At 69.0% G+C, this 11,387-nt stretch carries 13 protein-coding genes; 8 read left to right on the top strand and 5 right to left on the bottom strand.

The features are described from left to right. Positions 1–19: 19 nt before the first annotated feature. Both dnaN and dnaA read right to left on the bottom strand, forming a co-directional pair. Complete coding sequence (gene dnaN / locus JQT67_RS08280; RefSeq protein WP_021010603.1) at positions 20–1,162, bottom strand: DNA polymerase III subunit beta; 1,143 nt, start codon at positions 1,160–1,162, stop codon at positions 20–22. Positions 1,163–1,751: 589 nt separating this feature from the next. After that, positions 1,752–3,161, bottom strand: a complete 1,410-nt coding sequence (gene dnaA, locus JQT67_RS08285; protein ID WP_021010602.1) for a chromosomal replication initiator protein DnaA — start codon at positions 3,159–3,161, stop codon at positions 1,752–1,754. Between the two features lie 336 nt (positions 3,162–3,497). Between dnaA and rpmH the strand changes: the two genes are divergently transcribed. From rpmH to JQT67_RS08325, 8 genes are all read left to right on the top strand, one after another. After that, entirely contained in the window at positions 3,498–3,635 is a 138-nt protein-coding gene (gene rpmH / locus JQT67_RS08290) for a 50S ribosomal protein L34 (protein ID WP_021010601.1), read from the top strand. A 34-nt stretch (positions 3,636–3,669) separates the two neighbouring features. After that, entirely contained in the window at positions 3,670–3,972 is a 303-nt protein-coding gene (rnpA, locus tag JQT67_RS08295) for a ribonuclease P protein component (protein WP_374222123.1), read from the top strand. Continuing rightward, complete coding sequence (gene yidD, locus JQT67_RS08300; protein WP_208064256.1) at positions 3,969–4,271, top strand: membrane protein insertion efficiency factor YidD; 303 nt, start codon at positions 3,969–3,971, stop codon at positions 4,269–4,271. Before rnpA ends, yidD begins: the two co-directional genes overlap by 4 nt. Before the next feature lie 4 nt (positions 4,272–4,275). Next, positions 4,276–5,238 (top strand): membrane protein insertase YidC, encoded by a 963-nt coding sequence (yidC, locus tag JQT67_RS08305; RefSeq protein ID WP_208064257.1) that lies wholly within the window; start codon positions 4,276–4,278, stop codon positions 5,236–5,238. Beyond that, positions 5,238–5,720: a R3H domain-containing nucleic acid-binding protein gene (locus JQT67_RS08310; protein WP_021010597.1), complete on the top strand. Its 483-nt coding sequence runs from the start codon at positions 5,238–5,240 to the stop codon at positions 5,718–5,720. Before yidC ends, JQT67_RS08310 begins: the two co-directional genes overlap by 1 nt. Before the next feature lie 4 nt (positions 5,721–5,724). Then, positions 5,725–6,375 (top strand): 16S rRNA (guanine(527)-N(7))-methyltransferase RsmG, encoded by a 651-nt coding sequence (gene rsmG / locus JQT67_RS08315; RefSeq protein ID WP_208064258.1) that lies wholly within the window; start codon positions 5,725–5,727, stop codon positions 6,373–6,375. A gap of 1,362 nt (positions 6,376–7,737) precedes the next feature. Further along, positions 7,738–8,571 carry a ParA family protein gene (locus tag JQT67_RS08320; protein WP_208064361.1) on the top strand — a complete coding sequence of 278 codons (834 nt, stop codon included), beginning with the start codon at positions 7,738–7,740 and terminating at the stop codon, positions 8,569–8,571. Beyond that, the gene (locus JQT67_RS08325; protein ID WP_208064259.1) at positions 8,568–9,611 is read left to right on the top strand and encodes a ParB/RepB/Spo0J family partition protein; all 1,044 of its coding nucleotides are present in this window, start codon (positions 8,568–8,570) and stop codon (positions 9,609–9,611) included. Before JQT67_RS08320 ends, JQT67_RS08325 begins: the two co-directional genes overlap by 4 nt. A 56-nt stretch (positions 9,612–9,667) precedes the next feature. Here JQT67_RS08325 and trxA read toward each other — a convergent pair whose 3' ends face one another. Genes trxA through JQT67_RS08340 form a run of 3 tightly spaced genes read right to left on the bottom strand, consistent with a single transcriptional unit; the run spans position 9,668 to position 11,385 of the window. Beyond that, positions 9,668–9,979 carry a thioredoxin gene (gene trxA, locus JQT67_RS08330; protein WP_021010593.1) on the bottom strand — a complete coding sequence of 104 codons (312 nt, stop codon included), beginning with the start codon at positions 9,977–9,979 and terminating at the stop codon, positions 9,668–9,670. After that, positions 9,976–10,950 (bottom strand): thioredoxin-disulfide reductase, encoded by a 975-nt coding sequence (gene trxB / locus JQT67_RS08335; RefSeq protein WP_021010592.1) that lies wholly within the window; start codon positions 10,948–10,950, stop codon positions 9,976–9,978. Before trxB ends, trxA begins: the two co-directional genes overlap by 4 nt. 45 nt (positions 10,951–10,995) lie before the next feature. After that, positions 10,996–11,385: a hypothetical protein gene (locus JQT67_RS08340; protein ID WP_208064260.1), complete on the bottom strand. Its 390-nt coding sequence runs from the start codon at positions 11,383–11,385 to the stop codon at positions 10,996–10,998. Positions 11,386–11,387 lie beyond the last annotated feature (2 nt).

Genomic DNA, 11,387 nt, shown 5'->3' on the forward strand with positions numbered 1-11,387 from the left:
GTCGGGGTGGGGGTCTCGGTCAGCGCAGCAGCAGGTTGGGCTGCAGCAGGTACTTGAAGTCGCTCGCCTCGGCGTCGTCGCGCGACGTCTGGCCGCGGATGAGCATGGGGCCCGGCTTGTTCGTGTTCTCGGAGTGCGTGAACGAGACGCGCACGAACTCGGAGTGGGTGGCCTGGATGCCGTCGATGAGCAGCTGCGGCTTGATCGAGAGCACGATGTCGTCGCCCTCGAGCACCGCGTCGATGATCTCGGAGGCCTGCGCTTGCTCGGAGCCGATCGCCTCGAGCTGCACCTGGCCCTCGCTGAAGGTGTAGCGGATGGCCGCCTCGGCGTCGAGCACGAGCTGCACGCGCCGCGTGGCGTCGACGAGCTCGGCGGTGTTCACGACGGCGTGGTGGTCGACCTGCTCGGGGAAGAGGCGCCGCACGGGCGGGTAGTTGCCCTTGATGAGCAGGCTCGTGACGGTGCGATCGGCGGTCGAGAAGGCGATCTGCTGCCGCTCCCCCGCCTCGCTCATGGTGATCTCGATGCGCTCGGCGCTGCCGAAGGTGCGGCCGACCTCGACGAGCGTGCGCGCCGGCACGAGCGAGGTGAGCGCCTCGGTGACGTCGCCGGCGTCCCAGGGGATGCTGCGCACCGAGACGCGGTAGCGGTCGGTCGCGATGAGGGTCAGGGTGTGGTCGCTCGCCTCGAGCTGCACGCCGGTGATGACGGGCGTGACGTCCTCGCGCGACGCGGAGATCGCGACCTGGCCGATGGCCTCCGAGAACGCCTTGCCCTCGACGACGCCCGTGCGCCCCTCGACGGTCGGCACCGTCGGGTACTCCTCGAGCGGCATCTTCGCGAGCGAGAACTGCGCGTTGCCGCAGCGGACGAGCACCTTCGAGCCGTCGTCCTCGACCCGCACCTCGCGCTGCGGCAGCTTCGCCGCGATGTCGCTCAGCAGGCGACCCGAGACGAGCACGACACCCTCGGCCTCGACATCGGCGGCGACCGCGGTGCGCGCCGACGACTCGAAGTCGAACGAGGAGAAGATGACGCCATCGGCGGTCGACTCGATGCGCACGCCGCTCAGGATCGGCATCGTCGGCCGCTGCGGCAGCAGCTTCACGGCGAACGAGACGGCATCACTGAAGACATCGCGATTGATGACGAACTTCACCGGGCGTCCTCCTTCTTGGGCGAGCTGCGGCGCTGGGGCACGGCGGCAGCCGCCCGTGCTGGTGCACAGCGCTGTCGATTGTGGCACAGCCGCGACGCGGTCGAGCCGTGGCATCCCTCCGCCGCCGACCCGTCATGGTTGGCGACGAGCTGCATCTTCTCTCTAGGAATCTCTGTCATTCATAACCGCTGTGCAAGCTGGGGATGGAACGTGTGGTTCTCGCTCCCCGCAAGGGAACTACAACAGTGCAAGATGTTGAGCCGCTGTTGACGCCCATCCACGGGACGTGGAGAGCGAGGGATGCGCCCCTGGGCTCCGTCCACAGCTCCCGGTCCCGTTGTCCACAGGCACGCCCGGGCCGTCCACATCCGAATCACATGAAGTACGCGTTGAGACTTCCTCGTGCTATGGCGCCGTACGCGATCGCCCGCAAGCGCAGAGTTCCGGCACTCTGCGCATCTCGGGCGCGCTGAGGGCAGAGTTCCGGCACTCTGACCGTCGCGGTGCGTGCCGAGCGCAGCGTGACGGCGCGCTGCAGATGCCCCGTGCGGTCGAGACCGGCTGCGGGACGGGTGCCTCGCTGACGCGCCTACGCGCCTGCGCGCTGACGGATGCGCGAGGTGAGCTCCGTCACCTGCGTGTAGACAGAGCGACGCTCCTGCATGAGCTTCTCGATCTTCTTGTTCGCGTACATCACGGTCGTGTGGTCGCGGTTGCCGAACAGCTGCCCGATCTTCGGCAGCGACATGCTCGTCATCTCACGGCACAGGTACATGGCGATCTGCCTCGCGAGCGCGATCGTCTGCGAGCGCGACGAGCCGTGCAGGTCCTCGACCGTGAGCCGGAAGTACGCAGCCGTGTGGCTGATGATGTCGCTCGGCGACACCACCGCCTCCTCGTCGAAGCTGAACAGGTCCTTGAGCACCGTCTGCGCGAGCTCCATCGTGACCGGCAGCCGGTTGAGGCTCGCGAACGCCGTGACGCGGATGAGCGTGCCCTCGAGCTCGCGGATGTTCGACTGCACCTTGTCGGCGATGACCGAGAGCACCTCGGCGGGGATCTCGATCCGCTCCGCCTCGGCCTTCTTGCGCAGGATCGCGATGCGCGTCTCGACGTCGGGCACGGTCACGTCGGTGATGAGGCCCCACTCGAAGCGGCTCACCATGCGCTCCTCGAAGCCCTGCAGGTGCTTCGGCGCGACGTCGGAGGTGATCACGACCTGCTTGTTGTGGTCGTGCAGCGTGTTGAAGGTGTGGAAGAACGCCTCTTGCGTCGACTCCTTGCCCTTCAGGAACTGGATGTCGTCGATGAGGAGGACGTCGACCTCGCGGTAGCGCTGCTGGAACGACTGGTTGAGGTTGTTCGCGATCGAGTTGATGAAGTCGTTCGTGAACTCCTCGCTCGAGACGTACCGGACGCGGATGCCCGGGTACATGCCCTCTGCGTAGTGCCCGATCGCGTGCAGCAGGTGCGTCTTGCCAAGCCCGGAGTCGCCGTAGATGAAGAGCGGGTTGTAGGCCTTCGCCGGCGTCTCGGCCACCGCGAGCGCAGCGGCGTGCGCGAAGCGGTTCGAGCCGCCGATGACGAAGTTGTCGAAGGTGTACTTCGGGTTCAAGCGGGAGTCGACGCGCCGCGACGGGGGATCCGCGGGATCGCGCTCGTAGCTCTGCACGGGCGTCACGACCGGCTCGGCAGCGGGATCGTCGACGACGTCCGGGAGCGGCTCCTCGTCGTCGAGCTGGGGGTTCACCACGATCTTGAACGACGCGATGTCCACAGCGTTCTCCACAAGCCCCTCGACGATCGGCACGCGGAGGCGCTGCTCGAGCATGTCGCGCGTCAGGTCGTTGGGGACCTCGAGGTAGAGCACGCCGCCGAGCACGCCCTGCGGCTCGACGAGGTCCAGGAATCCGCGCAACGACGGGGGAATCCGGGGATCGCCCGCGAGGGTCGCCAGCACCGCCGACCAGAGTCGTCCGGTTCTGTCGTCCGGGGCCATCGGTATGCGGTTCCTCTGCGATGCGGGGTGGGGGTGGATGCGTCTCCACACCATTATCCACAGGTGGTGTGCATGAGGGGTCCGCTCGCTGCGGTGCTCCCCGGGCACCTGCCGCGGCGCGGATTCCAAGAGTCTGCACGCATAGCGCACGGCGTGCAAGTCCCGTCGTCTTGACCGCGGCGTGGCGCAGAGCCGAGGTGATGCTCGTTGACCGCCGACGGTCTCTCGCGTATGGTTGTCAGGTTGCCGCATCCGTCATGCGGCGCGTCGTCGAGCCTGGCAGCTCGGCCACCTCGATCTTGCGGCGCGATCGCGCCGGACCACGGGAGATTCACCATGAGCAAGCGCACGTTCCAGCCGAACAACCGCCGCCGCGCCAAGAAGCACGGCTTCCGCCTCCGCATGCGCACCCGCGCCGGCCGCGCCATCCTGGCCGCGCGTCGTCGCAAGGGCCGCACCGAGCTCTCGGCGTAGATCGCCCGAGGTGCTCGCGAAGGCGAACCGGATCGTGCGCGGCGACGACTTCCGTCGCATCGTTCGCACCGGTCGCCGTGCGAGCGGACCTGTCGCGGTGGTGCACCGCGCGAGACCCGAAGCGGCAGTCGCCCGCTTCGGGTTCATCGTGTCGAAGCAGGTGGGCAATGCCGTGGTGCGCAACCGCGTCAAGCGCCGCTTGAGCGAGATCGTGCGAGCCGAGCTCGACGCGATCGAGCCGGCCGACATCGTCATCCGTGCGCTGCCCGCGGCCGGCAAGGCCGACTTCGCTACACTGAGGGCCGGCATCGCGCCGCTGCTGGAGCGACGGTCATGAGTCAGGGCCTCAAGAGGCTGGGACTGCTTCCCCGCAACATCTGCGTCGCGATCCTCGTCGCCTACCGCGCGGTGATCTCACCGCTCTACGGCGACGTGTGCCGCTACTACCCCAGCTGCTCGGCCTACGCGCTGCAGGCCGTCCAGCAGCACGGGGTCGTGCGCGGCATCTGGTTGGGCGCGAGGCGCATCCTCCGCTGCCACCCGTGGGCGGCGGGCGGCGTCGACGACATCCCAGAGCCGCGCGAGCGGCTCGCAACGAACAGAGCGGGGTTCGTCCTCGCTCACAAGGAGCAGTGACAGCTTGGACATCTTCGCCCTGCTGATGTGGCCCATCAAGTGGGTCATCGAGGCGATCCTCGTCGGATTCCACTGGATCGTCACCGCGCTCGGCGGCGACCCGGGCTCCGGCCTGACATGGGTGCTGTCGATCGTCGGCCTCGTGCTCGTGATCCGCAGCGCGATGATCCCGCTCACGGTGCGCCAGATCGTCTCGTCTCGGAAGTCGCTCGAGATCCAGCCCGAGATCCAGCGCATCCAGAAGAAGTACCGCGGCAAGAAGGACCAGTTCTCGCGCGAGGCGATGCAGCGCGAGACGATGGAGGCCTACCGCAAGGCCGGCACGAACCCGTTCGCGTCGTGCCTCCCGCTCCTCATCCAGATGCCGATCTTCCTCGGCCTCGTGCAGGTGCTCACCGACGCCAACAACCAGAAGCCCGGCGTCGGCCTCCTGACGCAGGACCTCGCGGTGCTCTTCAGCGAGTCGACGCTCTTCGGCGTCGTGCCGCTGCACATGACGATGGCGGCCGGCTTCGAGACCGGCAGCATCCCCGTGATCGTCACCGCGATCCTGCTCACGCTCATCATGTGCGCGACGCAGTTCTACACGCAGCTGCAGATCATGACGAAGAACCAGACGCCGGCGATGAAGGAGTCGCCGATGTACAAGCAGCAGCGGATCCTGCTGTACATCATCCCGGTGTTCCTGCTCATCTCGGCGTGGCTCTTCCCGCTCGGCACGATGTTCTACTGGCTCGTCTCGAACGTCTACACGCTCGTGCAGCAGCTCATCATCATCAGCAAGCTCCCGACGCCGGGCTCGGAGGCGGCGCTCGCTCGCGAGGCGCGCATGGCGCGCAAGCGCCAGCGCATGGGCCTCCCGCCGGTTGACGCTGAGGAGGCCGAGTCGGCCGCGGAGGTCGAGCTCCGCACCCAGCGGCAGCAGCCGCGAGGCAAGAAGCCGAAGTCGAAGCGAGAGGGCAGCTGATGAGCGACGAGCAGCGGATGAGCGGCGCGGCCGAGACCATCGACGAGGGCGAGATCGCCGCCGACTACATCGAGGGACTGCTCGACATCGCAGACCTCGACGGCGACATCGAGATCGAGCAGACGGATGCCCGCACCACGATCAAGGTGGGCGAGGCAGGCGACGACCTCGGCGGGCTCGCGGAGCCGAGCGTCGTCGCGGCGCTGCAGGACCTGACGCGCCTGGCGGTGCAGCAGCAGTCCGGCGAGTTCTCGCGGCTCGTGCTCGACGTCGCGGGCTCGCGCGACGCGCGGGCGCAGGCCCTGCAGTCGGTGGTCGACGACGCGGCGACGGCCATCGCCGGCGGCGCTCCGCGCGTCGCGCTCGAGCCGATGTCCTCCTACGAGCGCAAGCTCGTGCACGATCTCGTGCGCGAGCACGGCCTCGAGAGCGAGTCCGAGGGCGAAGGCGCCCAGCGCCACATCGTCATCCTCCCCGCCTGACCCCGTGACGGAGTCCACTCCCCCGCTGCTCGAGGCCGAGCCGGCTGCCGCGGCGGCCCTGTTCGGCGACCGGCTGGAGCTCGCGCGCTCGTATGTGGCGTCGCTCGCCGCCCGCGGCGAGGAGCTCGGCCTCATCGGCCCGCGCGAGCTGCCGCAGCTCTGGAGTCGACACATCCTCAATTCTGCCTTGGTCGCTCCCCTGCTCCGTGGGCGGGTCGGGGACGTCGGCTCGGGCGCTGGGCTGCCAGGGCTCGTGCTCGCGATCGCTCGTCCCGATGTCGAGATGACCCTCATCGAGCCGATGGAGCGTCGCACGGACTGGCTGCTGTCGGAGGTTGAGCGGATAGGCCTCGAGAACGTGCGGGTCCTGCGCGCGCGGGCGGAGGACGTGCCGGGCAGCGGCGACCTGCGTCCGCTGGACCAGGTGACCGCCCGAGCCGTCTCGGCATTGCGCACGCTTGTCCCCCTGACGGCGCCGCTCGTGCGCAGCGGCGGCGAGCTGCTGCTGCTGAAGGGTGCGCGCGTCGGCGAGGAGCTGGCCGCCGCACAGAAGGTGGTCCGGAAGCATCGCTTGCACGACGTCGAGGTGCTCGAGCTCGGCGCGGACGCCGGGCTGGAGACCACCCGGGTGCTCCGCGCGGTCGTCGACCCCTGATTCGAGCCTGACCACGTCGGGCGACGCCGATCGGCGGACGGACAACCGACGGTGGCCGGGAGACGCGGTTCCCGTCTCCCCCGCTCGGATCGCGGCCGATGTCGACGCTGAGTGCGCTCAACGCCCGATCCTCGCTCATCATCGGGTCGGCCGCTCCGCGACAGGAGTGCTGGCTCGAACGCCGGTCGATGTGGTGGCCGCCTCGCTGATCCGCGAACTCGGAGCGGTCCGCCGTTGTTTCACGTGGAACATCGCACGCGTCGCGAAGACCCCAGTCCGATCCGAAGAGGCAGGGTACGGCCCTGCAGTGCACGACGGGGCTGGCAATTCGGTGGTGCCGACGTGGTCGAACCTGCCTGGTCGATTCGCTCCGTGTTCGGTGATGCACGCCCATAGGAGCGGCCCTTCGAGTCATGATCTCGCCCCGATCCGCAACGAAGGGGCGGTCATGCAGTAGCGCGCGACTGTTGCACGCCAGCGTCGGATGTTTCACGTGCAACATGGTCAGACGCGTGTGGTCGGCGCCGGCTCTCCTCGAGCCTGTTTCCGCGATCAGAGCCACGGCCGACCGGGGTGCCATGATCAAGCGTTTCACGTGAAACGAATGGCGGACACCAAGGCAAGGGTGCCGCCGAGCCCGTGCACCCGCTGCGCGTGGCGCGCACAGTCTGCGTTTCACGTGAAACGCTGCACGGTCGAGGCGGAGAACAGCCCACTCAGGGTTGGTCGGCCGAGCGGTGATGAGGCGCGAGCTGAGGACGACGCGAGACGCTCAGATGCCAGCGGCGCGGGACATGCCGCGGCCGCGACGACCAAAGCTGGCGCTCGTGGTCATTCGTCGTGCACAAGGAAGCAACCAGCGAACGGTCCGTTCGGCGACCGTTTCGCGCGATCGTGTGGTTTCACGTGGAACGCGAAGCTTGGCGCAGCGGGGAGTGCATGCGTGCCGGGCCAGAGGAAAGGTGCATGCTCACGACCGCCGACTCTGTGGAGAACTGTGGAGAACGGATTGTGAACGTTGTTCGTCTTCGCCCTCGATCGCCGCCACATCGCGTCGGATTCCGCGCTATGACTGGGATGTCGGACCATGGATGAGCGCGGCCGAGGATGAGGGAATCGACAGCGTGCGCGCTTGCAGCGATCGCGGACCTGTGGAGAACTGTGGAGAACCGCATCAGAGCTTCGCCTCACTGGAATGCGTCCTGACTTTGCGATCGGGCACGATCGGGGCCAGACTGGAGGCTTGCACCACTGCGCGCGGACCCCGCAAGCCGTGATGTTCCACGTGAAACATCGACAGGAAAGGCACGCGTGACCACGGGAAAGTTCGACACGACGCCGATCGCTCGCGAACTGGCGGCGATGGCCCGGAGGCGTCAGGCACTCTCGTCGGTCGAGCTGCCGCTCCCGGCACGCACCCGGATCTTCACGGTGGTGAACCAGAAGGGCGGCGTCGGCAAGACCACCTCGGCCGTCAACCTCGCCGCGGCACTCGCCGTCGCCGGGGCGCGCGTGCTCGTCATCGACCTCGACCCGCAGGGCAACGCATCCACGGCACTCGGGATCGACCACCACGCCGACGTCACGAGCACGTACGACGTGCTCATCGATGGGGAGCCGCTCGAGTCTGCGGTGTCGACGAGCCCGCAGAGCGACCGGCTGCGCGTCGTGCCGTCGACGATCCACCTCGCCGGCGCCGATCTCGAGCTCGCCGGCATGGAGCGACGCGAGCACCGGCTGCGCGAGGCGCTCGACGCGTACTTGAGCGCCGCGCCGCAGCCCCCGCACTACGTCTTCGTCGACTGCCCGCCGTCGCTCGGCCTGCTCACGATCAGCGCCTTCACCGCCGCGACCGAGGTGCTGCTGCCGATCCAGTGCGAGTACTACGCGCTCGAGGGCGTCTCTCAGCTGCTCGACACGATCGGGCGCATCCAAGCGCACCTCAACCCCAAGCTCGAGCTCTCGACCGTGCTGCTCACGATGTTCGATGGCCGCACGCTGCTGTCGCGGCAGGTGGTCGACGAGGTGCGCGCGCACTTCGCCGAGCAGACGCTCGACGCCGTGATCCCGCGCTCGGTGCGCGTCTCGGAGGCGCCCGGCTACGGCCAGACGGTCATCGCCTACGATCCCAACTCGCCCGGCGCGCTGTCGTATCGCGAGGCCGCGGCCGAGATCGCACGCAGAGGAGCGGCATGAGCAAGAAGGCAGGACTCGGGCGCGGCATCGGCGCCCTCATCCCCACGGGTCCGGCGCCCGCGGAGCGGGTGACCGTCGAGGAGGAGGACGCTCCCTCGACGCGACCGGCGCCCGCGGAGCGACGCACCCGTCGCGCCGCGAAGCCGGGCAGTCGGCCGGTCGACGTGTTCTTCTCGGGGGAGGAGGACGACGACGCCGAGCTGCGGGAGATCCCCGGGGCGAGCCTCGCCGCGATCGCGCCCACCGACATCCGGCCCAACGCGAACCAGCCGCGCACCGTCTTCGACGAGGACGACCTCGCCGAGCTCGAGCACTCGATCCGCGAGTTCGGCGTGCTGCAGCCGATCGTGGTGCGCCCCGTCGCCCCCGGTGAGGACGGCACCCACTACGAGCTCATCATGGGCGAGCGCCGCTGGCGCGCGAGCCAGCGGGCCGGCCTCGAGGCGATCCCTGCGGTCGTCAAGGAGACGCCGGACGACGCGATGCTGCGCGACGCGCTGCTCGAGAACCTGCACCGCGCGCAGCTCAACCCGCTCGAGGAGGCGTCCGCCTACCAGCAGCTGATGGAGGACTTCGCCATCACGCAGGAGGAGCTCTCGAAGCGGATCGGTCGCAGCCGACCGCAGATCTCGAACACCATCCGGCTGCTGAAGCTGCCCGAGTCGATCCAGAGCCGCGTCGCGAGCGGCGTGCTCTCGGCCGGCCACGCTCGCGCGATCCTGTCGCTCCCGACGCCGGAAGCGATGGACCAGCTGGCGGCGAAGATAGTCAATGAGGATCTCTCAGTTCGTGCTGCAGAAGCGGCCGCGGGACTCGTGCAGACGCGCAGTCCGCGACGCACGCCCACGAAGGGCGCGATGCAGCACGGCCTCGACGAGATCGCCGGCCGCCTCGAGGACCGCCTCGACACGCGCGTGCGGATCGCGCTCGGCCGCTCGAAGGGCCAGCTCACGATCGACTTCGCGACGGTCGCCGACCTGGGCCGCATCCTCGCCGAGCTGGGGGAGCAGGGCTTCGACGGAGCCGCCCCGACTGCCTGACGGCAACGACGACGAAGCCCCGTGGAACGCATCCACGGGGCTTCGTCGTCAGTCGATCAGAGGAACGCTGCGAGCTCCTGCTCGATCGCCGGCTTCGGCCGGGCACCGATGAGCTCCTTGACGACCTCGCCGCCCTGGAAGAGCTTCATCGCCGGGATCGACGTGATGTTGTAGCGCATGGCCAGGTCAGGCTCCTGGTCGACGTTCACCTTGACGACGTCGAGCTTGTCGGTCTCGCCGTCGATCTGCTCGAGGATCGGGCTGACCGCGCGGCACGGACCGCACCACGCGGCCCAGAAGTCGACGAGCACGGGCTTGTCGGCGTTGAGCACGTCCTGCTCGAACGATGCGGTGGTGACTTCCTTCACAGTGCGGCCTCCTCAGGGCTCGTGGCGAATGCCGGCACGGCGTGCGCGGCCAGGTAGTGCTGCGCGTCGAGCGCGGCGACGGTGCCGGACGCGGCGGCCGTGACGGCCTGTCGGTAGGTGGGGTCGGTGACGTCGCCCGCGGCGAAGACGCCCGGCACCGACGTGCGCGACGAGCGGCCTTCGACGGCGATCGTGCCCTCGTCGGTGAGCTCGAGCTTGCCGTGCACGAGGTGCGTGCGCGGGTCGGAGCCGATCGCGACGAAGACGCCGTCGATCGGCATGCTCCAGGTCTCGCCCGAGACGGTGTCGCGCAGCGTGACGCCGCTCACCTGCTCGGTGCCGTTCGACTCCGTGCCGGTGATCTCCTCGACCGTGGCGTTCGTCAGGAACTCGATCTTCTCGTCGGCGCGAGCGCGGTCGAGCATGACCTGGCTCGCGCGGAACTGCTCGGAGCGGTGCACGATCGTGACCTTGTCGGCGAACTTCGTCAGGAACGTCGCCTCCTCCATCGCCGAGTCGCCGCCGCCGACGACGATGAGCTGCTTCTGCTTGAAGAAGAAGCCGTCGCACGTCGCGCACCACGAGACGCCGTGGCCCGAGAGCCGCTCCTCGCCCGCGATGCCGAGCTTGCGGTAGGCCGAGCCCGTCGCGTAGATGACCGTGCGGGCCTCGAGCACCTCGTCGCCCACGTGCACGCGCTTCACGTCGCCGTCGAGCTCGAGCTCCGTCGCGTCCTGCATGCGCACGTCGGCGCCGAAGCGCTCGGCCTGCTGCTGCATCGCGAACATGAGCTCGGGCCCCTGCACGCCGTTCGGGAAGCCGGGGAAGTTCTCGACCTCGGTCGTCGTCATGAGGTCGCCGCCCATCTCGACGCTCGAGGCGAGCACGATCGGCTGCAGGTTCGCCCGCGCCGCGTAGATCGCGGCGGTGAACCCGGCGGGGCCGGAGCCGATGATGATGACGTCGTGCACTGCGTCTCCTGAGGTCGATGGGGGATGCGTGGGGAACAACCGATTCTAGGCGGCGGGCATTCCCGGGCGGCCGGGCTCGCCCACGACCGTCAGCAGGTCGCCTGTCGCGGCGTCGACGACGATGAGGCCGGCTGCCGGCCACTCGGGCGTGCGGCGCACGACGGGGCTCGCGACGCGGGAGCGCGCGCGGCGGTCCCACGAGTCGACGAGCCGCCCGGAGTCGGCGTCGACGATGAGCACGGCCGGATGCGCGTGCGCGAGCGACGAGGACGCATCCGACGACCACCACCCCTCGACCGCGAGCGGCGTGGACGGCGGCTCGAGCTCGTGCTGCTGCTTGCGCTCGCGGGCGAGCGATGCGCCGACGATCGCGCCGCCGGCCGCCAGCGCGCCGGCGAGGATGGGCGCGGCGAGGCGGATGAGCGATCGAGCCATGG

Origin of the sequence: Agrococcus sp. TF02-05, from assembly GCF_017565345.1 — a bacterium.
GTDB classification, from domain to species: domain Bacteria; phylum Actinomycetota; class Actinomycetes; order Actinomycetales; family Microbacteriaceae; genus Agrococcus; species Agrococcus pavilionensis.